This window comes from Maribacter stanieri (assembly GCF_900112245.1).
Taxonomy (GTDB): Bacteria; Bacteroidota; Bacteroidia; order Flavobacteriales; family Flavobacteriaceae; genus Maribacter; species Maribacter stanieri.
In genome coordinates this window covers 682,449-708,718 of the sequence record NZ_FOYX01000002.1, presented here as the reverse complement: position 1 = coordinate 708,718, position 26,270 = coordinate 682,449, and the positions used below count along the sequence as shown (strand labels likewise).

Here is a 26,270-nt window from a genome sequence, read left to right as displayed (position 1 = left end):
TCTAAAGTTGAACTTTGTATAATTCCAGTAGAGTTGTAGATTCTTCAGAAAAGAACAATCTTTAGACTTTAAATTAAACTGACAACGACCATGAAGAAAGTAACCATGTATTTTGTAATATTATTTTTTTGGTGCGGATTTAACATCAAGGCACAAGAACAACAGTATAAGAAAAACCAACCATATTCTTCTTATTGGTTTGTGGAAGAACTTTTAAAATGGTCACCTGAAAACGATAGGGACGCTAAGTTTAATGTAAGTCATGTTGGTTTGGCAAATCGTTTTGTAAATGATAGTATTAATTTGAATGCAGATACTCAAGAGATTCCGGGTATCATAGCATTAATGGCGCCACATACAACCAACTTTCATCCATCTCAAGGTTTTTCTACCGTTAAACAATATGCATTCCCATTCTGGCAATACATAGATTATTTTGTGCAATGGGGAGGTTCAGCAAATGAGGGAATCATTGTACCACCAACCGCTTTTTGGACAGATGCTGCACATAAAAATGGAGTGAAGAGTATAGGTACTGTATTTTTTCCGCCTAATGTATATGGAGGTAAAGAGGAATGGGTTTATGAGTTTCTTGTGAAAAATGATGATGGCAGCTTTCCTGTAGCAGATAAACTTATTGAAGTAGAAAATACTTATAATTTTGATGGATGGTTCATAAATCAAGAAACATATGATTTAAAAGGAGATGTGGGCGAGTTAATGCAGCAGTTTATAAAGTATTACAGAGAACAATCCACCTTAAAATTGGTTTGGTATGATGCTATGATTGATGACTCTAGGGTAATATGGCAAGATGAGCTAAATAACCATAATCAAATGTATTTCCAGAATGACGATATCAATATGTCTGATGTATTCTTTATTAACTTCCGGTATAACGAAGTTAATTTAGAGGATAGTAAAGCTCTGGCGCAGCAGTTAGGAAGAAGTGAGTGGGAATTGTTTGCAGGTATAGATATTCAATCTAAAAGTTATAAGACTCCAGTAAAATGGGATATGTTATATAAAAATGGACAACCTAATAATACTTCCGTTGGGTTATATTGGTCTAATTCTACGTTTGATATATCAGAAACAAAGACTCCGGAAGATGTATATAGTAATGAGCAAAAGTTTTGGAATGGCGGACCTACCAAAGAAACAAGATTTGGAAAAAGTACTTGGTTGGGCTTCTCAGATTATTTTACTCCCCGTAGCGTAATAAATGAATTGCCATTTAAATCGAATTTTAATTACGGTCTAGGAAAGTTCTATAATGAGAATGGGAAAACCATTTCTAATAAGGAATGGCATAACCTGAGTATTCAAGATGTATTGCCAACATGGCAATTTCAAGTAGATAGTACAAAAGTTAAGGCTACAATTAATTTTAATGATAGTTATGTAGGTGGTAGCAGTTTGTTCTTTGAAGGTATTCAAGATGCCGAAATTCCATTATACAAAACAAAAATTGAACTTGACAAATCTGTAAAAGTTCAGGTTGTATCAAAAACCACCGACAATTTAAGTTTGGAACTGTATTGCAAATTATCTAATGGAGAAATAGTAACTTTTCCAATTAAGAAAACTAGTACATGGAGTACAGGTACTTATTCTGTTCAGAGAAATAAAAAAGTACAAATTTCAGAAATAGGAATAATAACAAAAGGAAAGGGTAGTGCATTTCTTGGGGAGATATCTTTATATAATAAGAAAGAATTAAAACCGACTACTTCATCATTTATTGCAGAGACATTTGTAGAAGATAATAAGGCTGAATTGTATATTCATTTTAATGAAATTCAAGAAAATGTTTATCATAATATCTATTATTTAAATGCCAATAATGAAAAAGTGTGGTTAGGTAAAACACCGTCACAAGATTTCTATATTCCTGAAATACCTACAAAAAATGGAAAAATTAATTTAATAATTCAATCAGTCAATTTAGGTGGTGAAACAGGAAAAATAGTACGTAAAGTACTCGTAGTTTCTAAAAACTAAAACTTGAATAAGCGGGTGAAGATCTGATGCTTCGGTTCATGTAGATTCTGCTATTTAATTGAGAGGAAACCTGTTAAGATTTAAGATTGAATTTGTTAAAATTTAGCTTAAGTTTAATAGTACGTTATTTTTAATATTTTCATATGATCAATCATAAAAAAAATAATTCTCAAAATAATTTTTAAGGATAATTTTTAATCTTGATCTCATATTTTTCTTCAGATATAGGGTTTTAAGTAGTTGAAAATCAAATTTTTAAAAAGGGTTTATTGCTTTTTTTGATTTCTTCGTTTTTGGTCTAAAAATACAATTGTTGATAACCATGTTAAAAGCTTAATTGGTAAAACATGAAATCAAGACGATTTATTTTTGACCTTTATACCTCTCTAATAAAGTATATCATTAACTTTTTTTTAACATGAAAATATCCGAAGTCATTAAAAGGGATTTTACTACAAAACCCTTCCATTTACACAAGATTACTAATGCCATTTTAAAGGCTATGACGGCTGTTGAACATGGTGGTCCTGGTGAAGCTGAAGTAATATCAAATAATGTTCATTTAGCTCTTTTAGAACGAAAGCAAGTGGATGCAAATTATATTCCTACAGTAGAGGAGGTTCAAGATTTTGTGGAAAATAAATTAATGGAAGGTGGTTATTTCGATGTAGCCAAGGGGTATATCCTTTATCGAAATGAACAAGCACAAAGAAGAAAGTCTAATATCTTTGAAAAGCGTGTTAATCTTAAGCCATATGAATACCCGGCATTATATGAATATGTATCGGCAATAAGACACTCATATTGGATCCATACAGAATTCAACTTTACAAGTGATATTCAAGATTTTAAAACAGGGTTAAATGATATTGAGAGAAATGCGATAAAGAACACCATGTTGGCAATTTCTCAAATAGAGGTTGCAGTTAAAAGTTTTTGGGGAGATATCTATCATAAAATGCCTAAGCCAGAAATTGGTTCGGTAGGTGCAACTTTTGCTGAAAGTGAAGTTAGACATCATGATGCTTATTCACATTTATTAGAGATTTTAGGGTTGAACGAAGAGTTTAAAAACTTGAAGAAGAAGCCTGTAATCATGAAAAGGGTTCATTATCTAGAGACAGCTCTTAAGAATTCTAAGAGTGAGAACAATCAAGAATATGCAGAGTCGGTTTTATTGTTCTCCTTATTTATAGAGCATGTGTCTTTATTTTCTCAGTTCTTGATAATCATGGCTTTTAATAAGCACAAGAATATGTTCAAGGGTATTTCTAATGTAGTAGAGGCTACTTCTAAAGAAGAGCAGATTCATGGAGATTTCGGTATTGATATCATAAATATTATTAAGGATGAAAACCCAACATGGTTTAATAAAGAATTTCACGGTACGGTACAAGAAATGTGTAAAGAGGCATTCTTATCGGAAAGTGATATTATAGATTGGATTTTTGAGGCAGGTGAAATTGATTTCTTACCTAAGAAATTAGTGAAAGAATTCATTAAAAAGAGATTTAACGATTCTATAGAAAGTATTGGAATCGAAAAAATATTTGACGTTGACGAAGAATTACTATCGCAAACAGAATGGTTCGATGATGAAATTATCGGAACAAAACATGGCGATTTCTTCGTAAAACGCTCTATCAACTATAGCAAAAGAACACAAAGTATAACCAGTGACGACTTATTTTAAATGAACGATTCAAAAATTAATTTAGAGAGCAGCATACAAGAAGAAACAAAACTGAATGGTTCTAACGAGCTGGTACAAGCTAGAAAAGAAGCCTTAAAAAGTTTAGTTAAGGACAAAGAAGAAGGTTTTAAATGGTTAAATGAAGATAGCCGTAACTTTCTAGGTTCTGGATATTTATCACCAGGGGTTTCTGCAGAAACTCGTATTCGTGAAATTGCTGATAGAGCAGAAAAAATATTGAACATGCCTGGTTTTTCAGACAAGTTCTACGGTTACATGAGTGAAGGTTTTTACTCATTGGCATCACCAGTTTGGTCTAATTTCGGAAAAGAAAGAGGATTGCCAATTAGTTGTTTTGGTTCTAACATATCTGATGATATGGGTAATATTCTATATACTCAATCTGAAGTAGGTATGATGTCTAAATTAGGTGGTGGTACATCTGGTTACTTTGGTAACATTAGACATAGAGGGGCAGAGGTAAAAAATAATGGTAAAGCTTCAGGTGCTGTACATATTATGCAGCTTTTTGAATCTATGGTAGATGTAGTAAGCCAAGGTTCTGTTCGTCGTGGTCGTTTTTCACCATACTTACCGGTAGAGCATGCAGATATTAAAGAATTCTTAGAGATAGGTACCGAAGGTAACCCAATTCAAGAGCTTACTCATGGTGTTACGGTTACCAATGAGTGGATGCAAGAAATGGTAGATGGTGATAATGAAAAGCGTTCTATCTGGGCAAAAGTATTACAGAGAAGAGGTGAAATGGGGTACCCATATATCTTCTTTAAAGATAATGCGAACAACGGTGCTTCGGATGTATACAAGGAAAAAGGACACAAAATTCATGCAAGTAACCTTTGTACAGAAATCATGTTACCATCAAGTGACGAATGGTCGTTTGTATGTGTATTATCTTCTGTAAACGTTCTTCATTATGATAAATGGAAAGATACTGATGCTGTAGAAACAATGGTATTCTTTTTAGATGCTGTAATTACTGAATTCTGTGAAAAATTAGAAGCATACCGTGATTCTGAAAGTCGTGAGGATCGCCAAACGTTCATGTTCATGGAGCGTGCTTATAACTTTGCAAAAGATAACCGTGCATTAGGTTTAGGTGTATTAGGATGGCATTCTTTATTACAATCTAAATTGTTGCCTTTCAATAGTCAAGAAGCATATAACTTGAATAGTGAGATATTCAAAACAATAAAAGAAAAGTCATATGCTGCTTCAGAAGAGTTAGCCGATAAATTTGGTGAGCCTGCAGTATTAAAAGGATATGGAAGAAGAAATGCTACGTTGAACGCTATTGCACCAACTACATCTTCTGCATTCATATTAGGTCAGGTTTCTCAGGGTATAGAGCCAATTTGGTCAAATACATATGTGAAGGATATTGCAAAAGTAAAAACTACGATAAGAAATCCTTTCTTAGTAGAGCTTTTAGAGGAAAAAGGAATGAATACTACAGAAGTATGGCATAGTATCCGTGATTATGATGGATCTGTACAACATTTAGATTTCCTTTCAGACTTGGAGAAAGATGTATTTAAAACATATTCTGAAATTGATCAGATGGATATTATCTATCAGGCGGCAAACAGACAAAATCATATTGATCAAGGTCAGTCAGTGAATATTATTGTTCACCCAGACATGCCGGTGAAAGAGATTAATAAAATTCACGTGACTGCTTGGAAATTAGGTTTGAAATCATTGTACTACCAACATAGTATGAATGCAGCACAAAAATTTAAGCAAAAGAAAGATTGTGCTAGTTGTGAAGCATAAGACTTTAGGAAACTAGAAATAGTTGTAATATATAGTGCATCTGGTGTATTAGCAAAGTATCATTACTTTTCTAATACACCAGATTTTTTTGTTTTAATGGGGAAGGCAAGCAAATTATTGAATTTATTACAACCCTATTAAATAGGAAGATTATGTTAAATTTTCAGTTTAATTAATCCTTTTTATTTTTTTGTTGTCAAATAGAAATGCTTCGTTTGCATTAAATCATGTTTTCTGTTAAAGGAGAGGGTAAAGGTGCTAAAACCTTGTTAAATATGACTTAATATATACCCAAAATTGGTGATTAGGTTTAGATTTGTTAGTAACCAAACAACCAAATTCCATCCTCAAACCCTATGAAAACAAAATACATTGTTTACAGTGTTTTGCTAATTGGAATTATCGCGCTAATTGTCTACCGCGTTAATGCAAATAGCGAAATAGGAGAACCAAAATCATCATCAGAAACAACCAAAGCAACAACAGTTAAAGGATTGGTTCTGTATCCCCAGAAATTCAACGATAACATTTCGCTATCCGGTACCGTTGAAGCCAATGAACAAATAGAGATTAGAAGTGAAGTATCTGGAGTAGTAGAAAGTATTAACTTTCAAGAAGGTGCTAAAGTAAATCAAGGGCAAATATTATTTAAGGTAAATGATATTGAATTACAAGCTCAATTATCTAAGGTACAAACAGCTCAAAAGTTAGCATCTGAAAATGAGCGTCGCGCTAAATTACTACTAGAAAAACAAGCTATTAGCCAAGAAGAGTATGATATTGTTAGCGCAGATTTTCAATCTGCAAGTGCAGAGTCTCAACTTATAAAAGCGCAATTATCCAAAACAATAGTTAGGGCACCTTTCTCAGGTACTATAGGATTAAGGGCCATTTCTAAAGGAACTTATGTAACACCAATTACACCCATAGCCAAATTGATCAACACCAGTAAATTAAAAATTACTTTTTCAATTCCAGAAAAATACGCTTCTCAAGTTACTATAGGGTCTAAATTAACTTTTACTACTTCAGATTCAACAGCCGAGTATGAAGCGGAAGTTTATGCTATTGAACCAGAAGTTGAAATAGCAACAAGAACATTAAAGATGCGCGCAATAGCAGAGAATAAAGAAGGGAAACTATACCCTGGCACCTATGCAAATGTAATGTTGCCGTTAGAAAGTATAGATGATGCATTAATGGTACCATCAGAATCGCTGATACCTGTTCAAAATGGAAAACGTATATTTATTTCAGACCATGGAATGGCAAAGGAGATAGACGTAAAAATAGGCGCTCGTACAGGTAATGAAGTACGTGTACTAACAGGTTTGAAGGCTGGCGATACCATTTTAACCTATGGTGTTATGGCCTTAAAAAACGGAACACCGGTAAATATAGATTTAGAGCAACCTGAAAAACATTTTGCAGAATAATGAATCTATCCACTTTAAGTATAAAAAGACCGGTACTCACCATTGTATTGAACCTTACTATAGTGCTATTTGGTATTATAGGGTATACATATTTAGGTGTCCGTGAATTTCCTTCCATTGATCCCGCCCAAGTATCGGTAAGAACTACATATTCGGGCGCTAATGCAGATATTATTGAATCTCAGATTACAGAGCCATTAGAAAAAGCCATTAATTCAATTGATGGAATTAGAAATATTACCTCCTCAAGTGTTCAAGGTTCAAGTTCTATTAGTATTGAATTTAATTTGGACAAGAATTTAGAAGATGCAGCCAACGATGTTAGGGATAAGGTTTCCCAAGCGGTTAGAAGTTTGCCCGATGATTTAGATGCACCACCAGTGGTTTCAAAGTCAGATGCCGATGCGCAACGTATACTTTCCATGACCGTGCAGAGTGACGGTAAAAATATACTGGAACTTTCCGATTATGCCGAAAATGTAATTGCACAAAGAATAGAAACTATACCAGGTGTAAGTAGCGTGCAAATTTGGGGTCAACGTAGGTACGCCATGCGCCTATGGATCGATCCTTTAAAATTAGCGTCATATGGTCTAACGGTAGCCGATGTTCGAAGCGCTCTATTGGCTCAAAATGTAGAGTTGCCATCTGGAAAATTAACTGGTGATAATACCGAATTAACCGTAAAGACCATAGGTAATTTAAATACTGAAGAACAATTTAATAATATCATTATCATGGCCGATAATGAAAAATTGGTTCGTTTAAGTGATATTGGTCAAGCCTCGTTAGAAGGGGAGAACATGGAAACCAAAATGAGTGATTCTGGTCAGCCAATGGTGGCCACAGCGGTTATTCCTCAACCTGGTACAAACTATTTAGAAATTGCCGATGCCTTTTATGAGGAGTATGAAAAGCTTAAAAAAGACTTACCCGAAGGGTTTAAATTAAATATAGTAATAGATGATACCGTATTTGTTAGAAGAGCGGTAACAGAGGTTGCCGAGACATTGCTAATTTCCATCATATTGGTTATTCTAGTAATTTTTGTTTTCTTCAGAAACTGGTCAATGGCAATGAGACCATTAATTGATATCCCTGTTTCTCTAATTGCTACATTTTTTGTCATGTGGCTATTTGGATATTCTATAAATGTACTGACGTTATTGGCTATTGTTTTAGCTACAGGACTTGTAGTGGATGATGGTATAGTAGTAACAGAAAATATCTATAAGAAGGTAGAAGAGGGCATGAGCCCTATTGAAGCTGCTATAAAAGGATCAAACGAAATATTCTTTGCGGTTATTTCTATATCCATAACATTGGCAGCGGTATTCTTACCGGTAATATTCTTGGAAGGATTCGTTGGTAGGCTCTTTAGGGAGTTTGGTGTTGTACTTGGTGCTGCAGTGCTCATATCCGCATTTGTATCATTATCGTTAACACCAATGCTGAATGCCTATCTTATTAAGCCAGGAAAGCAGAAGCGATCAAAATTTTACAACGTAACGGAGAAGTATTTCTTAAAAATGAATCATTCTTACGCAGAATCGTTACGTGTTTTTATGAAACGCAAATGGCTAAGTTTTCCGATACTTGTTGGTTGTCTAGGTCTTATTGCTTTATTCTATATTCTACTACCAAAAGAAACGGCGCCTTATGATGATCGTAGTTTTATTCGGTTAAATGTAAATGCTCCAGAGGGGTCGTCATATGAATATATGGACCGTTTAATGACAGATATTACAGAATTAATCAATGATTCCGTTCCTGAGAAAAAAGTAAGTTTAGTGCTGACTTCGCCTGGTTTTGGTTCATCATCTGTAAATAGTGGTAGGGCAAACATTGCTTTGGTAGATCCTAGTGAACGAGAGCGATCACAACATGAAATTGCCGAAGATTTAGGACGATGGGCTAAAGCATACGTGGGTGGAAAATCAAACGTATCTGAACGACCTACAATATCAGTAAACAGAAGGGGAGGTCCTCCGATACAATTTATAATACAAGCTCAAAATTTTAAAAAACTAGAAGAGAATATCCCAGCTTTTATGGCGGAAGCAGAGAAGGAACCAACCTTTTCATTTGTAGATGTAAATCTAAAATTTGATAAGCCAGAAATTTACGTGACCATTGATCGCGAAAAAGCTGAGACTTTAGGTGTTTCTGTAATTGACGTCGCAGAAACATTACAATTATCATTAAGTGGGCAACGTTTCGGATACTTTTTAATGAACGGGAAGCAATATCAAGTTATTGGGCAATTTGATAAAGAAGATAGAAATGCACCTATGGATTTAACTTCCATTTTCGTAAAGAATAAAGATGGCTTATTGATCCAGTTAGATAATTTGGTACAAACATCAGAACATAGTAGTCCGCCACAGTTATACCATAATAATCGTTACATGTCTGCCACGGTCTCTGCGAATTTAGCACCTGGAAAAACCATTAATGATGGAATTGAAGCCATGGAGCGTATAAAAGATAAAGTTTTAGATGAATCTTTTACAACGGATTTAGGAGGAGAGTCTAGAGATTTTGTGGAGAGTAGTTCTAATACATTGTTTGCTTTTGGCTTGGCTTTATTACTTATATTCTTAATACTTGCCGCACAGTTTGAAAGCTTTATTGATCCATTTATTATCATCTTAACAGTGCCAATGGCAGTTGCCGGCGCACTATTTTCATTGTGGTTATTTGGACAATCTTGGAATATATTCAGTCAAATAGGTACCATAATGCTTATTGGTCTAGTGACCAAAAATGGTATACTCATCGTAGAGTTCGCAAACCAATTACGAGAGCAAGGTCTAGAGAAAAGAGAAGCTATTTTAAAAGCATCAGAATCTAGATTACGACCAATTTTAATGACCAGTTTAACTATTGCATTAGGTGCATTGCCTATAGCATTGTCATTAGGAGCAGCCTCTACAAGTAGAATAGGAATGGGTGTAGTAATTATTGGCGGCACCATGTTTTCATTAATGCTAACCTTATTTGTTATACCAGCACTTTATATGTTATGGTCAAGAGAGAAAGTAGAAAGACCAGAATTTAAAGCGCTAGAAACATTATAACATGAACAATTTAAAATACATAACGATTATAGTATGTCTAATTGCCTTTAATTGTTTTGGGCAAGAGGTACTTACTATTACAGATGCAGTTAAAACCGCAGTTGAGAATAATTATCAAATAATTACCGCAGGTAATAATCTAAAAATAGATTCTCTATCGGTAAGTCCTGGTTTTGCGGGTATGCTACCAACTTTAGAAGCTAGTATTGATGATACCAATAGTGTTCAAAACCTTTCACAAACCCGCTCTGATGGTTCGCAAGTTGAACAAGACAATGCCAAGAATAATAACCTTTCATATGGTGTAGCATTAGACTGGACTTTATTTGATGGCTTAAGTATGTTCGCTAATTATGAGCAACTAAAGCAGAATCAAAATTTAGGTGAGCAAGAATTGAAACAGGTGATTCTTACCAAGGTAGGAGAGGTGATGATAACGTATTACGACTTGGTGCAACAGCAACAGCAATTATCTGCTTTAGATAGTACTATTCTAATTTCAAAACAACGTGTAGAACTGGCTCAGAACCGTTTTACAATTGGTAAAGCTTCAAAATTAGAAGTGCTAAATGCACAAGTAGATTTAAATACGGATCAAACATTGATGCAACGTCAAAAGGAATTGTATGCCAATACCAAGATTGAATTGAATAGACAATTAGCAAGAGATTTAAAGACAGATTTCATAGCTGTACCAGAAATTTTTGTAGATGATAGTTTGCTATTGCCTAATTTGGAAACGGAGGTAGTAACCAATAATCCTGAATTGAATGCAGAACGTATTAGCAAACGAATAAGTGAGTTGGAGCTAAAACAAGTACGTGCGGCAAGATACCCTACCATTTATGCAACTACCGGGTATAATTTTGGAAGTTCAGAATCTAGTCTTGGTTTTACAACTAGTTCAAATTCTAGAGGTTTTAATTATGGTTTTGGGGCTACATTGAATCTTTTTGATGGTTTCAAACAAAATAGGAATGAAAAAATTAGCAAGTTAGAATTACAAAATGCAGAAGTTGCTATTGAAGAGCAGCAACAAGAGTTATTGTCATTTTTGAATACAACTTATCAAACCTATTTAACGAACATCAGTCTTATTGAGCTAGAAGGTAACAATGAGGCAATTGCAAAGGAGAACTTAGATATCACTGTTGAAAAATATAGAATTGGTATCATACCCACTCTAGAGTTTAGAACCGCACAATTAAATTATATTAATGCCAAGGTTCGTTTTAGCAATGCTAAGTTTCAAGCAAAATTATCGGAGATAATTTTAAAACAATTATCTGGTAATTTAGATGTTTAGAAAAACACTAGAGGTTATATTTAAAGAAACTTAACATTCAAGAGTTCTCTAGAATCCATCTATTAAGCTCTTTTACGTCTTTTGCTTTGCATAGTTGTGTGCCTTCGGTCATTGTGGCCGCAGTACCACAAGCAACACCAAATGAAGCCATCTCATGTATGGATTTACCTAGTGCTAAAGCTAAGACCATACCGGCCACCATACTATCACCTGCACCAATGGTACTTTTTTGAAAGACAATAGGTGCTTTTATATAATCTATTTTATTATCTGCTACTATCATTGCTCCTTTAGGTCCCATTGAAATAACTAAAATCTTACAAGGGTTGTTCTTAATGAAATTCTTGGCGACAATTTCAAGTTCAACATATGATATTTCATTAAGTCCACATAGTGTTGCTAACTCACCTAAATTAGGTTTTAAAAGGTAAACTCCTTCATTAGCACCCTTTATTAAAGCATCACCTGAAGTATCTAAGATATATTTGGCTTTATTCTTCTTTACTATTTTAGAAACTTGTGCAAAGAAATCAGCTGGCATTCCTGGGGAAAGGCTTCCACTTGCTACCAAGAAATCATTTTCAGATAGTATAGCGTCTAATTGTACTAAGGTGTTTTTCCACTCACTTTCTTGAACTATAGGACCTGGCATTCCAAAACGATATTGTTCGTTATTCATGGTATCGGTAACAGCAAGGTTTTCACGTACCCATCCATCAATAGGTATTACTTGCTGTACAATATTCAGATCTGTTAGTTGATTTTGCAGATGTGTTCCCGTTGGTCCACCGGCCAAATACATACACAGAGATGTACCTCCTAATTCTTGAATTACCCTTGAAACATTAATTCCGCCGCCACCAGGCTCAAATACAGGGGTGTTACATCTTAATTTGCTGTTGGGTCGTATTCCTTGCACAGTGGTACTTTTATCAATAGCGGGATTTACAGTAAGAGTTATAATTTTATTCATGCTAATATTATTCATGATTTGTATCAAATATAATTTGATGAATTAGCTACTGCTATGACAAATATCATTTGTAAAAACCATGTTCTCAAATACCTTAGTTTAAAATTAATAGACATGAAAGGTGTTTTCAGAATAGGAAAAATTTCAGGCATTGATATAGAAGTTCACTGGACATTTACGCTGTTACTTATTTGGGTAGCATTTCTAGAAATACAGAAGGGTAGTGGTCTAAATAGAATTCTTTTAAATGAAGCACTTATTTTAGTCCTTTTCTTTTGTGTGGTACTTCATGAACTAGGGCATGCCTTGACTGCAAAGAAGTTTGGTATAAATACCAAGAATATTTTGTTATTGCCAATTGGTGGAGTAGCAACATTGGAAAAAATGCCAGAAAAACCTGCTCAAGAATTATTAATAGCATTGGCAGGTCCGGCGGTAAATGTGGTTATTGCTTTGTTGCTCTTTTTAGTTGTACCTGTACGAAGTTATTTCAATTTCGATTCAATAGTCCTAGAGGAGATGCTTTATGAGGCAACATTTCAAAACTTTTTATTTTACCTTTTTGTAGCCAATGTAATGTTGGTAGTTTTTAATTTAATTCCTGCTTTTCCGATGGATGGAGGTCGCGTTTTACGTGCACTTTTGTCTTTTAAACTCGGTCGTGTTTCTGCTACTGATATTGCTGCAAGTATTGGACAAGGTTTAGCCTTTGTGTTTTTCGTACTAGGTCTATTTTTTAATCCCTTTTTAATTTTAATTGCTCTTTTTATATTTCTTGGTGCATACGGTGAGAATCAAATGGTAAAACAGGGAGATTTGCTAAAAGGACATTTGGTAAAAGAGGCTACACTAACTAATATCACAAAATTACAAGCTAACAATAGTGTAGAAGAAGTAATTACTATTCTACTAGCAGGTAATGAAAAGGACTTTGTAGTAGTAGAGAACGAGAAAATTATAGGTGTTCTGACCCAAAAAGATGTTATTAAAAATGCAAAGACACCATCAATGATAGTTGGTGATATTATGCAGAGAAAATTTAAGACCGTAGATGTTTCAATGAAAATTAGTAAAGTATTGGAAATGATAGGTAAAGAAAAGAATAATTTTTACCCAGTAGTGGAAAACGGTCTGCTTGTTGGAGCTATAGATACAACGAATATCAGCGAATTTATACTAATTAAAACTTCGAGCTTAGACAAGGTTGAGTAAATATACTGTCACTAACTAATCTATTTTATATTAACCTTTAGAATAAATGGAATATAAAGGATAGAATTTCTCAAGAGAATTATTTCCCTAGATTTTTCAATCTTCCTGTTTTAAAATTATCAGTTTTTTAATAAAAAAAAATTCAGTAATAAATAAATACTGAATAGATGCTAATCTTCATTTTTATGCTTTCGTTTGCTACGAATAAAATCTAGTGCTTTACCTGATAGGAAAGTGATTAACAAACTTTTTACAGTTTTGTTTTGAGAAAAATTGATTCCTAGACCTTGTCTTATTTGACGTGGAACTAGATCAGTTTTGGTTTGATTGAATTGTAGTTTAATGCTCTCTTCGTCAATTTGACGCCTTAGATTAAGAACCTTCAATCGCTCATCTATTTCTTTAAAAGAATGGTATTGATTACTCATAATCAGTCAAAATAATATTTAGATAATTTTTTAAGTACGGGTCTATTAAGCTGTTCTCTAAAAAGATAGAGTAGTATAGCGATAAGAATATAAAAGCCAGCTACTAGTATAAACCCGCTAAAATAACTGTTCAATACCTCGGAAAGCCATAGACATGCTGCGAATGAAACAAAAAGCAATGCAAAAAGTGAGCTTACGCCAATTAGAATAAATTTTAGTAAACCTGTGATATTCTTTGATAGGACTTTAAAAATTTTAAGCCTATAGTATTCATCGCTATGTTCAATATATGACCCCACTTCGGTTTTTAGCCCCATGAGGTCATTTTTCAATTCTTCAAAAGCCATGGCTTATTTGTTTAGTTGAGCATTCTTAGCTTTCAAATCTTCAAGTTTACGTTCTAACTTGTCAATAATATCATCCGCTTTATAGCTCATAGTAGAAATAGCTTCATCTAGTTTTCTGTCAAAAGCATCCTTCTTTTCATTTGCTGTTTTAGTAAGTTCATCTTTTGCATGTGAAACACGTTCAGCTAAATCATGACTAGTATCTTCTACTTTTCTTTTGATTTTATGACGGGTTTCAATGCCTTTTTCTGGAGCATAGAGAATACCTATACCTGCACCAATTGCAGCTCCGGTTAAAAGAGCTAGTAATACATTTCCACTATCGTTTTGCATGATATTTGTTTTTAGTTATTATGAAATTCTAATTCCATAATAAATTTAAGTACTAAAAAACGATTTGGATATGACATACATCATATTCAGCAATTTATGTTTTAGGTAAATTGCTGTTTATGAGAATGATTGTGGTGTCATAGACCTGATGACAAGCCTAAGAATAGAGGTGAAATAATGGTACCCGAAAAGATAATTTTAGTGGTATTTAGGCTATTAAATTATAAACTTGCTTTGCAATCTCTAATTCTTCGTTAGTTGGAATCACCAATATTTTTACTTTAGAATTCTCTGTATTTATTTCACGAATTGTAGATGATCTTAAATCATTTTTAGCATCATCTAAATGAATATTGAAATAGCTCATATCCTTACAAACTAATTGACGCATTAAGCTTGAATTTTCACCGATACCTGCTGTAAAAATTATAGCATCTAAACCGTTCATAATAGCTGTATAAGCTCCAATATATTTTTTAATGCGGTAAGCATTCATTTCTAAAGCAATAATACATTCATTGTTACCTTTACTAGCCTCGCTTTCAATATCACGTAAATCATTATAACCTGTAAGACCTAGCATACCACTCTTTTTATTCAAGAGTTCCTTAACATCATCTATGCTATAGCCTAAAGTGTCTACCATGTAAAAAATGATAGAATGGTCAATATCTCCACTTCTGGTACCCATCACAAGTCCGTTAGAAGGAGCAAAGCCCATACTATGATCTAAACTTTTTCCGTCTTTAATTGCGGTTATGCTGCATCCATTTCCTAAGTGAATCGATATGAGCTTTGATTTTTTGAGTTTTAGATATTCTATAGCTTTTTCAGATACATATTTATGGCTGGTACCATGAAATCCGTAAGCCTGAATTCCTTTTTCTTTATACAATTCCCCTGGTATTGCATATTGTTTTGCTTTAACGGGAATTGTTCCATGAAAAGCGGTGTCAAAAACAACAAATTGCTTAGAGGTATTAAATATTTCCTCAGCCATTAATATACCTTCTAAATTAGCGGGGTTATGCAATGGAGCTAGAGGAGAAAGGTTTTTAATCTTGTTCTTTACTTCCTCATTTATTAAAGTAGTTTTTGTGTAGCTACTACCGCCATGTACAACACGATGCCCAATAGCATCAATATCATCTGTACTTTTTATTACCCCTTTTTCACTATCGAGTAGAAGGGACGTAATTCGTTTTAAGCCCGCTTTATGATCTTTAATTTCATAAATTTTCTCAATTTTAACGTGGTCTGTTTTATAGGATGAAATAGCTTCTTTACTCCCAATACGTTCTATTGATCCAAGACAAATAATCTTTGCCGAAGGCATTTCTAAAAGTTGATATTTTATAGAAGAACTACCGGAATTGATAATTAAAATATTCATGAAAATTGGTTTAAAATCCTTGTGCTTGTATTGCAGTTATAATTACGGTGTTAAAAATATCATCTACGGTGCAACCACGACTTAAATCGTTAACGGGTTTGTTTAGCCCTTGTAACATTGGACCTATTGCCAAAGCTCCGGTTTCACGTTGTACAGCTTTGTAGGTATTATTACCTGTATTTAAATCAGGGAATATGAATACACTTGCCTGTCCGGCTACTTCAGAATCTGGTAATTTACTTAGTCCTACTTTAGCATCAACCGCGGCATCATATTGAATAGGACCTTCTACTTTAAGGTCAGGTCTTTTTTCTTTAATTATTTCGGTGGCTTTACGTACCCTATCTACATCTTCACCAACTCCGGAAGCACCAGATGAATAAGATAACATGGCTATTTTTGGCTCAATACCAAAAGCTGCGCTTGTTGCGGCAGAGGAAATAGCAATTTCAGATAATTGTTCTGCTGTTGGGTTAGGATTAATGGCACAATCTCCAAAAACAGTTACCCTATTAGGTAAACACATAAAGAAAATGGAAGAAACTATTGAAACATCTGGTCTAGTTTTAATGAATTGAAGTGCTGGTCGAATCGTGTGTTGGGTAGTATGCACTGCGCCAGACACCATGCCGTCTGCATGACCTTTGTACACCATCATTGTACCATAATAAGAAACATCTTCCATTAAATCTTTAGCCATGGCTAAATTGACATTTTTATGTTTTCTTAGTTCAAATAACGTGGTGGCATATTCAATAAATTGATTAGATGTAGTAGGATCAATAATAGTTATAGAATCAATATCCAAATCGATATCCAATTCCATTATTTTAGCTTTAATCTGTTCCTTGTAACCTAACAAGGTGATGGATACGGCATCAGCATCAATTAGTTTTTTTGTGGCTAAAAGGATACGTTCATCTAACCCTTCAGGCAAAACAATATGTTTTTTTGTGGACTTAGCTTTTTGAAGAAGGTTATATTGAAACATTCTAGGGGTAATTCCCTTTGCCTTAAATGTAATTAAGCGTTCTGCTAATTCTTTAGTAGGAATATGCTTTTCAAACTCTTGAATAGAGGTAACTATTTTCTCTTTATTATCCGCATAAATACGAGGTCTAATGGTGCCAATTCTATTGGTTACGGAAAATGTACCGCCGGCAACCGAAAGTATTGGAATTATATCTGAAAGTCCTTCAATTAGTTTTGTGATAGATTCTTCAGGAAGTAGGCCGCCCGTAAGAACAATACCTGAAAGTTTTGGATAATTAGTAGAGATATTGGCTTGTAACGCGCCTAGAATAATATCTGCTCTATCACCTGGGGTAATAACTAAACTATCTTCTTTTAAATGGGTAATGTAATTACGTAATTGCATTGCACCAACACTAAAACCGGCTACTTGATTATTCACGTAATCTTCACCAAAAAGAATTTTAGCATCCAACTCTTGAGCTATTTCTTTTACCGTAGGACTACCTAATATGCTATTAGTTGGAATGGTCCCTACTAATACATTATTAGGTAATTTTTCTTTTAATCCGTTAGAAACGATATCCAAATTTTCTGGCTGAACTTTATTGGCGATAATCAATAAAACTTCAACGCCTTTCTCCATAAATGAATCGTAGGCCATGTACAAATTGCCTAATAATTCATCTAATGTTTTGCCTTTTCCGCTTGCAAGAATAACCGCTGGAATACCTAAATTCTTAGCTATGAGTACGTTGATGTCCCATTCAATAATGGCTCCTTCTCCAGAAAAATCTGTTCCTTCAACTAATACAAAATCGAACCTATTTTCAATGGTTTTGTACTTATGAATGATATGACCAACAATTTCATCGTCTTTATCCTGGTTTTTTAATTGTACCACTTGACTACGCGTATATGCGTATGCCTCCTCTGGCTTCATATCTACATTAAAGTAGCTCAAAACCGTATCAATATGATTGTCGATTTTTCCATTTGCAACGTCGTCAATAATAGGTCTGAAATAGCCAACTTTTGCTGTCTTGCCCAATAAGAGTTGCATAAGGCCCAATGAGACAATTGATTTTCCACTATTGGGTTCAGTGGTGACAATATAAATAGCTTTACTCACGTGTTAATGGTTATATGTGTTTATTAAACCTTTAAAAATAAGGTGTGCTTGTTAAAATCTGACACTAAATTTAAAGTTCTAGATTATTTTAAATTTTATAAGGTTTTAGATATAAATATAAGTAATGTTATTGCGACAACAGTCTCGTTTTCTTATTTGAAACAAGGTTAATTTAAATTGTTTTAAGTTTTCAAATCTGAATTATAACTAAATAAACAAAGGCAAATTTAATTACCATAGGCTCATTTAAACATGACAATGCTCATAGAATAGGTATGAGCATTGTCATTTTTATCGAAAGTAGTTTACACTACTTTCGATTCATATAACAATGTAGTTTGTACTATGAGCGAAAAGTTTAAAAAAGACCCTGCACCACAATTTTTAACAGAAGAACGTGCTTTTCTTGATGGTCCTAGAAGTAGGTTTAAAGAATTGTGGTTTACGTTTAAGGTACAATATCAGTTTATTAGAGCATTCAGAAAATTACACTTTATTGGACCTTGTGTAACCGTTTTTGGTTCTGCTCGTTTTAAGGAAGATAATGTCTACTACAAACAGGCAGAAGAAGTAGGTAAAGCATTATCTGAAATGGGTTTTGCTGTTATGACCGGTGGCGGACCAGGTATTATGGAAGCGGCTAATAAAGGTGCTTACCTAAACAATGGTTATTCTATTGGGTGTAATATTATATTACCGCATGAACAAAAACCGAACCCCTATTTACATAAGTGGATCAACATACCTTACTTCTTTGTACGTAAATTTTTACTGCTGAAATATTCATATGCATTTGTTGTGTTGCCAGGTGGTATTGGAACGCTGGATGAGCTTTTTGAAGCAGTAACGTTGATACAGACTAAAATGATTCACAACTTTCCGGTAGTGGTTATTGGTAAAGAATATCATAAAGAACTATACCACCATATAAAGACCATGGCAGACAATGAAAGTATTTCAAAAGAGGATATGGATTTAATGTTCTTGACAGATTCGGTTGAAGAAATGAAAGCGCACCTTAAAGAACATGCCGTTAAACGATTTGGACTTATTAAGAAACCAATGCGGAAAAGATGGTGGTTTGGAGAAACTGAAAGAAATTATAAAAATAATAACCTATAATAATGAAAATCAGACTTATATATTTAATGACCCTTATTTTTTCTTTGGTCTTTCTTAATTCTTGTCAGTCAAAAAAACAATCAAATTTAGAAACAGCTCAAATAGACAGTACAGGAATAACACTGGTGTACCAAAAGTTAGTTAATGAACCAACACTCATACAGATTTCAAAAGATATAAGGGTAGGAAAGTATTTTCAGTTCATGGATTCTGTGGTTGGTAAATATGATTCTATTGTACCTTATGATTTATCTGAACATCTATTGGTGCGCAATAATCCTTGGATTATTGATACACTTGAAAACACTGATTATTATAGAATGATGGCTCGCGATTCATTTGTATATGACCAAAAGCAAATGATAGTGCTACCAAAAGGAAGTCAATTAACTATTCCAGATTCACTCAGTGCCTGTAAATTATTGGAAGCATTTTCTAATACAGAAATTGATGTGAATATACCTGAGTATAAATTACGCATCTTTCAAGATTCTATTTTGTTATACGAGTTTCCGGTAAGAGTAGGGCAATTTAGAGAACGGTATTTAAAATTTGGTGACCGAGTAACAGATTTAAGAACGAAAACAGGAAAAGGTACTATTGTTAAACATGTTAAGCATCCAGATTTTTATAATCCTGTAAATGGAAAGCGTTTTTACGTAACCAGAAGAGATGATGAAAAGACTACAATGATGCCGCAAATTCCTTGGATAGAAACTGAAATCAATAATGTTAGAAATGGACAAATGATTCATCCCACTACAAACCCTAAAACATTAGGAAAAGCATATTCTAACGGATGTATTGGGTTAGGGGAGGCAGATTCGTGGCGAGTGTATTATTATGCACCATTGGGTACCAAACTCCGTATTAGGTATGATTTAGAGACCTATGATGAAGGCATGGTTATTTCTGTGCTAAGAGATATTTATCATTTAGCCAATTAGAATGAATATGAATTGGCTTTGTATCCCTAACTAAGGCGTGCTATATTAATAATTTTATTAATTTTACTTAAGTGAATAAGCTGTTTTCCATACTACTATCATCGCTCATCATGCTGCAAAGCTTTGGTGTACATTATGATGATATTGTTCAATTAGACGAACTAATTGAGCATGCGCAGTTTCATAGCGAACAGTATGGAGATAATATGATTGTTTTTCTTTCCAAGCATTATGGAGAATTAAAAGAGGATCATCAAAGAGATCACCAAGAAGAAAAAAAGGATCACGAAAAACTTCCTTTTAATCATAGTAGTACTTCTCATACATGTGTGGCAGATGTTTTTATTAGTATCTATAAGTCAGATTTGAATGTAGTTGAATTTTTAGATTATAAATCTGCCAATTTCTATTATCAGGCACCAACATCTTCATTGCATACACAAGGTATTTTACAACCACCGCGCATTTCATAATACAATCGATTTTTAATTTTTTAGTTCAAATTCATTTTTGTGAATTTGAGCGCTTAACATTGATTTATATGAAAACATGCTTTCACATATCATTAATTTCAGTTTAAAGAATAAGCTAATTATTCTATTATTTACCGTATTCATAGTTGGCTACGGACTATTTGCCCTTTCACAAATTCCGATTGGGGCAGTGCCAGATGTAACGAATAACCAAGTTCAGGTCATTACTACCTCACGTAACCTTTCTACTCAAGATATGGAGCAATTCATCACCTATCCTGTAGAATTGGAAATGGCAAACTTGCCAGGGGTTAAGGAAATTCGTTCTGTGTCAAAATTCGGTCTATCGGTGGTAACCATAGTTTTTGACGATGATTTAGGAACATACTTGCCAAGACAATTAATTGCCGAAAAAATAGCTTCTGCTTCAGAGAAAATACCAGCTGGTTTTGGCACTCCACAAATGGGACCCATAACTACAGGATTAGGTGAGATCTATCAATATATATTAGAGGTGGAACCGGAGTATAAAGATGAGTATACCACTACAGATTTAAGAACAATACAAGATTGGGTTGTTAAACGCCAATTGTCTGGGATACCAGGTGTTGTTGAGGTGAACACATGGGGCGGATTTTTAAAACAGTATGAAGTCGCTATAAACACCCAAAAGTTAAACGCCATGAATATTACAGCAAGTGATATTTTTAAATCGCTTGAAAGTAATAACAGTGTTTCTGGAGGTGGGTATATTGAAAAGGTGAATCAGGCATTTTTTATTCGTGGAGAAGGTTTGGTTACATCTCTAGATGATATTAGAAATATTGTTGTGAAAAATGAAGGCGGAGTCCCTATCTATATAAAGGATATTGCTACGGTAGATTTTGGTAGTGCCATACGTTTTGGAGCGATAACCGGTAATGGGGAAGGTGAGAAGGTCATGGGGCAAGTGATGATGTTAAAAGATGCGAACTCTAAAAAAGTGATAGAGGCTGTTAAAGAACGTGTTGCTGAAATTTCAAAGTCACTACCAAAAGGCGTTTATATAAATCCGTTTTTAGAGCGAAGCGAACTAATAGCGAAAACCACTTTTACGGTCACCGAAAACTTAATTTTAGGATGCTTGATAGTCATCTTTGTGGTCGTATTGCTATTAGGTAATTTCAGATCTGGTTTAGTGGTAGCATCGGTAATTCCGTTATGTCTGTTGTTCGCATTATCACTCATGTATATATTCGGAGTCGATGCCAATTTAATGAGTTTAGGAGCTATAGATTTCGGTATCATTATAGATGGTGCGGTAATTATTGTAGAGTTCATAGCCTTTGAAATCACAAGAAAACAGCAAGAAATCAATAGTCTGGCAACGTCTGAAAAACAACAGCTAAAAGATGAGATAACCTTTAATGGGGCATCAAAAATGATGAATTCTGCCATTTTTGGGCAACTTATAATATTAATCGTTTTTATTCCTATTCTATCTTTAAGTGGAGTGGAAGGTAAAATGTTTAAGCCTATGGCACTAACATTTAGTTTCGCTTTAATTGGCGCAATGATATTATGTTTTACGTATGTACCAGTGGCTGCATCAATTTTCTTGAAACCGTCTAAAGAATCTGATAAGAATATTTCGGTTCGCCTAATGAAATGGTTGAACAAGAAATATGAACCAATTATAGACTGGGCATTACAAAGTAAGAAATTGGTCTTGGGGATTGCATCGGTATTTCTTTTAGGTGCCATATTCTTGTATAGTACTATGGGTAGTGAATTTGTGCCAACTTTAGATGAAGGTGATTTTGTAATTCAGCCTGTTTTAAAAACGGGAACGTCATTAAGCAAGACGGTAGAAATAACCACTGAGATTGAGAAAATTCTTCTTAAAAATTTTCCAGAAGTACAACAGGTAGTTACTAGAATTGGGGCTGCCGAAGTACCAACGGATCCAATGTCAATGGAAGAAAGTGATGTCATCATTAAACTGGCTCCAAAAGGGGAATGGACAAGTGCCGTTTCCAAAGATGAACTAGCTGATAAATTTAAAGAAGCCCTGGCTGTAATACCGGGCATGGAAGTAGAGTTTACCCAACCTATAGAAATGCGTTTTAATGAGCTGATAACCGGAGTTCGGGCAGATATCGCCATTAAAATATTCGGACCAGATTTAGATGTTTTAGCTAAAAAAGGAAGTGAGATTGGTAATTTGATTAAGAATGTAGAAGGTGCCGCAGATATTAGTGTGGAGAAAATTGCTGGCTTACCAGAAATGAGCGTCAACTATGATCGTGCTAAAATTGCCCGTTTTGGGTTAAATATTCAAGAATTGAATGATATGGTATCCATGGGTTTTGCAGGAAAAACTGCGGGCAGTGTGTTTGAGGGAGAAAAGCGATTCGATTTAGTAGTACGATTAGATAAAGCGAAGCGACAAGATATTGATGACCTCAAAAATCTTTATGTAGACCTACCAATGGGCGGTAAAGTGCCTTTGACGGAATTGGCAGAAATCAGTTATAAAAAAGGAGCCGCTAAAATTTCTAGGGATGATACAAAGCGCCGAACCGTAGTAGGTGTAAACGTTCGTAACCGCGATTTGCAGTCGGTAGTAGACGATGTTCAGCAATTGATTAATGAGAAAGTTAAGTTACTGGCAGGGTATACTATTACCTATGGTGGACAATTCGAAAATTTACAGAGCGCTCGTGACCGTCTTATAATAGCAGTGCCAATTGCATTGGTGCTCATTTTTACACTACTTTATTTTGCTTTTAAATCGGTAAAAGAAGCGCTAATCATTTATTCTGCAATTCCATTGGCAGCAGTTGGTGGCGTATCACTTTTATGGATGCGAGGTTTGCCATTTAGTATATCTGCCGGGGTTGGTTTTATAGCGCTCTTTGGTATTGCGGTACTAAACGGAATCGTTTTAATAGAGCATTTTAAAGAACTGAAAAAGCATTCGTTCGATAATTTAGATGCGTTAATAAAACAAGGAACCAAAGATAGATTAAGAGCTGTATTGCTTACCGCTTCTGCAGCTGCTCTAGGTTTTTTACCGATGGCAATATCCACAAATGCAGGTGCTGAAGTACAAAGACCATTGGCAACTGTAGTAATTGGGGGCTTGTTTACGGCTACCATATTAACCTTGGTCGTTTTACCTGTGCTATATTCCATCTTTGATAAATATGAGAATACAAAAAAACCAATTCCTAAAACAACTTTGAAAAATGGTATAGCGTTTATTGCGCTACTCATAACTGTTGGCGTATCTGCACAAGAAACAAAAGGTCAAAATCTTGATGAATTGTTATCCTCAGCTATTGAAAACAATATGGGTTTAAAAGCTGGTAAATTAAAAGTTGAGGAATCTCAATCGATGATTAACAGTGCTATTAATTTTAATAAAACGCATGTGTATTATGAATACGATGAAAATAATCTTGCCATTAATGACGTACCATTAAAGGTCTTTGGTGTACAACAAGATTTTCGTTTTCCAACTGAATATTTTTCTCAAAAGAGGGTGAATAAGGTGAGGAATAATTTGATGCAAACTGAGTTCGATATTCAAAGTAAGGCTATTGAAAGAGATGTGACTATTGGGTATTACGAGTATCAAATTGCCCGTGAAAAAGTTAGGGTTTACAAACGTTTAGATAGCTTATATGCTAATTTTTCATCTGTTGCCGCCAGAAAATTTGAACTGGGCGAAACCAATTATTTAGAAAAAATTACCGCAGCTTCAAAACAGCGAAAAATCAATCTAGATTATCAACAGGCAATTCAGCAGGTATCTATAGCACATGCTAATTTGTTGCGAATAATTCAAGTTGAGGATAGTTTGGAACTATCTGAAGAAATGAATCTTAAAATCGATTTGAAAGCTATTACTGTTGAAAGCACTCCAGAGATTGCCTATTATGAAACTAACATGCAATTAATGGCTGCCGAAAGTAATTTTGAAAAACAGCAATTACTTCCAGATATAAGTGTAGCCTACTTTCAAGGTTCAAATTCAGAGTTGAACGATAACCTTATTGGATATCAATTGGGTTTAAAAATTCCGTTGTTATTCAGTGGTCAAGCCGCTAGAATTAAGGCTTCTAAAATTGCCAATGAACGGGCGGTAACCGAGTCCATTGATTATAAAATTCAAATAAAATCAAAGCAAGAAATCTTACTCGAAGAAATTGCACAGATTCAAAATTCGCTCAATTATTATGAAAATGAGGGCACTGAGCTATCCGATGAAATTTTAAAAACCGCTCAAATTAGTTTTAAAAATGGTGAAATTGATTTCTATCAATATATACAGAGTTTAGAAAGCGCCTATGACATAAAATTAGGCTATCTAGATAAATTGAAAGAGTACAATGAAACTGTTATAAACATTAATTTCTTAACCTTATAAATACTGCATCATGCAAAACTATATATATAAAATTTTAGCCTTATTCATTTTTGTGATACTATCAAGTTGTGGAGAAGCAGAAAAACAATCCAACGAAAATGGTGCGTCAGAAGGAAAAGCTGATGACCGAATTCAAATTTCTAAAGCACAATTTGATCAGAACAATATGGAGTTAGATGTCATAAAGGAAATGGAATTTCCTATATCGATTACTACCTCAGGTATGATTGATGTGCCGCCAGAAAATAGAGCAGTAGTTAGTGCCACAATGGGCGGTTATATTAAAAAAACACCGTTGTTAATAGGGGATAAGGTTCGTAAAGGTCAATTATTGGTGACTATTGAAAATCCGGAGTTTGTAGCCTTACAGCAAGAATATATGGAGGTGAATGGTCAACTAAGTTATTTAAAGGCTGAGTATGACCGCCAGCAAACTATGGTTGAAGAAAAAATATCTTCACAGAAAAGCTTTCTTAAAGCAGAGAGCGACTATAAAACAGCGGTCGCAAAATATGATGGGCTACGTAAGCAATTAGCCATGTTAAATATTTCAGCAGAACAAGTTGAAAAAGGTAATATAAGTTCGGAAGCATCCATTTTTGCACCAATAGCGGGAAGTATTACCAAAGTAAATGTATCTAGAGGAACATTCGTTTCGCCGTCGGTTTCAATCATGGAAATCATCAACAACGACCATATTCATTTAGAGTTGTCTGTTTTTGAGAAGGATATTTTGAAAGTGAAGAAAGGGCAACTGGTAGCGTTTAAAATACCAGAATCATCAACAGAAACTTTCAAGGCAGAAATTCATTTAGTGGGTACTTCAATTGATGAGAATAGAACAATTAAAGTTCACGCTCATTTAGAGGATGAAGAGGCAGCTAATTTTCTAACAGGAATGTTTGTAGAGGCGAATATTATTACAGATTCATCCAAACAAATGGCATTGCCTACAGATGCTATCGGTGTAATTGATGACCAATCTTATGTATTAGTTTTAGATGATACAAAAGAGGGTAGTTATTACTTTAAACAGGTACCGGTAAAAGTTCAAGGCAGTTATCAGGATATGAGTGCCTTAGGTGAAAAGGTGATTTTTGAGCAGGGAACACAATTTTTAACAAAAGGTGCGTTTAGCCTGATAGGAGAGTAAATGATTATTCCTTTTTAGTTTTAGCGTAATTTGGTTTTAAAAGAAAGGTTTGGGT

The 26,270-nt window shown here is 34.3% G+C and carries 18 protein-coding genes; 12 read left to right on the top strand and 6 right to left on the bottom strand.

Going from position 1 to position 26,270, the window contains the following annotated elements; translation table 11 throughout:
* The first annotated feature begins 90 nt into the window (after positions 1-90).
* The 6 genes from BM296_RS13575 (at position 91) to BM296_RS13550 (ending at position 11,316) form a co-directional block, all read left to right on the top strand.
* Complete coding sequence (locus BM296_RS13575; RefSeq protein ID WP_091903660.1) at positions 91-2,004, top strand: endo-beta-N-acetylglucosaminidase; 1,914 nt, start codon at positions 91-93, stop codon at positions 2,002-2,004.
* A gap of 418 nt (positions 2,005-2,422) precedes the next feature.
* Positions 2,423-3,697 carry a ribonucleotide-diphosphate reductase subunit beta gene (locus BM296_RS13570; RefSeq protein ID WP_091903658.1) on the top strand — a complete coding sequence of 425 codons (1,275 nt, stop codon included), beginning with the start codon at positions 2,423-2,425 and terminating at the stop codon, positions 3,695-3,697.
* The gene (locus BM296_RS13565; protein WP_027067655.1) at positions 3,698-5,494 is read left to right on the top strand and encodes a ribonucleoside-diphosphate reductase subunit alpha; all 1,797 of its coding nucleotides are present in this window, start codon (positions 3,698-3,700) and stop codon (positions 5,492-5,494) included.
* A 356-nt stretch (positions 5,495-5,850) separates the two neighbouring features.
* A complete protein-coding gene (locus BM296_RS13560; RefSeq protein WP_027067654.1) occupies positions 5,851-6,930 on the top strand; it encodes an efflux RND transporter periplasmic adaptor subunit in 1,080 nt (359 codons plus the stop codon).
* Entirely contained in the window at positions 6,930-10,010 is a 3,081-nt protein-coding gene (locus BM296_RS13555; protein WP_091903656.1) for an efflux RND transporter permease subunit, read from the top strand. Before BM296_RS13560 ends, BM296_RS13555 begins: the two co-directional genes overlap by 1 nt.
* A gap of 1 nt (position 10,011) precedes the next feature.
* Positions 10,012-11,316: a TolC family protein gene (locus tag BM296_RS13550; protein WP_091903654.1), complete on the top strand. Its 1,305-nt coding sequence runs from the start codon at positions 10,012-10,014 to the stop codon at positions 11,314-11,316.
* A 37-nt stretch (positions 11,317-11,353) separates the two neighbouring features.
* On the opposite strand, the gene BM296_RS13545 is transcribed toward BM296_RS13550, so the two are convergent.
* Positions 11,354-12,289 (bottom strand): 1-phosphofructokinase family hexose kinase, encoded by a 936-nt coding sequence (locus BM296_RS13545; protein ID WP_091903652.1) that lies wholly within the window; start codon positions 12,287-12,289, stop codon positions 11,354-11,356.
* A 114-nt stretch (positions 12,290-12,403) separates the two neighbouring features.
* Here BM296_RS13545 and BM296_RS13540 point away from each other — a divergent pair, with 114 nt between their 5' ends.
* Complete coding sequence (locus BM296_RS13540; protein WP_091903814.1) at positions 12,404-13,501, top strand: site-2 protease family protein; 1,098 nt, start codon at positions 12,404-12,406, stop codon at positions 13,499-13,501.
* Between the two features lie 170 nt (positions 13,502-13,671).
* Here the strand turns inward: BM296_RS13540 and BM296_RS13535 are convergent, their stop codons facing one another.
* From BM296_RS13535 to pta, 5 genes are all read right to left on the bottom strand, one after another.
* Positions 13,672-13,929 carry a DUF6327 family protein gene (locus BM296_RS13535; RefSeq protein WP_027067649.1) on the bottom strand — a complete coding sequence of 86 codons (258 nt, stop codon included), beginning with the start codon at positions 13,927-13,929 and terminating at the stop codon, positions 13,672-13,674.
* 2 nt (positions 13,930-13,931) lie between these two features.
* Positions 13,932-14,276, bottom strand: a complete 345-nt coding sequence (locus tag BM296_RS13530) for a phage holin family protein (RefSeq protein WP_091903650.1) — start codon at positions 14,274-14,276, stop codon at positions 13,932-13,934.
* Positions 14,277-14,279: 3 nt separating this feature from the next.
* A complete protein-coding gene (locus BM296_RS13525) occupies positions 14,280-14,609 on the bottom strand; it encodes a YtxH domain-containing protein (protein ID WP_027067647.1) in 330 nt (109 codons plus the stop codon).
* Positions 14,610-14,817: 208 nt separating this feature from the next.
* Positions 14,818-16,002 (bottom strand): acetate/propionate family kinase, encoded by a 1,185-nt coding sequence (locus tag BM296_RS13520; protein ID WP_091903648.1) that lies wholly within the window; start codon positions 16,000-16,002, stop codon positions 14,818-14,820.
* A gap of 10 nt (positions 16,003-16,012) precedes the next feature.
* Positions 16,013-18,106, bottom strand: coding sequence for a phosphate acetyltransferase (gene pta / locus BM296_RS13515; RefSeq protein WP_091903647.1), 2,094 nt, complete (start codon positions 18,104-18,106; stop codon positions 16,013-16,015).
* A 345-nt stretch (positions 18,107-18,451) separates the two neighbouring features.
* Between pta and BM296_RS13510 the strand changes: the two genes are divergently transcribed.
* From BM296_RS13510 to BM296_RS13490, 5 genes are all read left to right on the top strand, one after another.
* The gene (locus tag BM296_RS13510; protein ID WP_091903645.1) at positions 18,452-19,228 is read left to right on the top strand and encodes an LOG family protein; all 777 of its coding nucleotides are present in this window, start codon (positions 18,452-18,454) and stop codon (positions 19,226-19,228) included.
* A 2-nt stretch (positions 19,229-19,230) separates the two neighbouring features.
* Positions 19,231-20,175, top strand: coding sequence for a L,D-transpeptidase (locus tag BM296_RS13505; protein WP_091903643.1), 945 nt, complete (start codon positions 19,231-19,233; stop codon positions 20,173-20,175).
* 110 nt (positions 20,176-20,285) lie between these two features.
* Entirely contained in the window at positions 20,286-20,648 is a 363-nt protein-coding gene (locus BM296_RS13500; protein ID WP_245787020.1) for a hypothetical protein, read from the top strand.
* Between the two features lie 76 nt (positions 20,649-20,724).
* Entirely contained in the window at positions 20,725-25,062 is a 4,338-nt protein-coding gene (locus tag BM296_RS13495) for a CusA/CzcA family heavy metal efflux RND transporter (protein WP_091903639.1), read from the top strand.
* Positions 25,063-25,072: 10 nt separating this feature from the next.
* Positions 25,073-26,215 (top strand): efflux RND transporter periplasmic adaptor subunit, encoded by a 1,143-nt coding sequence (locus tag BM296_RS13490; protein ID WP_091903637.1) that lies wholly within the window; start codon positions 25,073-25,075, stop codon positions 26,213-26,215.
* Positions 26,216-26,270 lie beyond the last annotated feature (55 nt).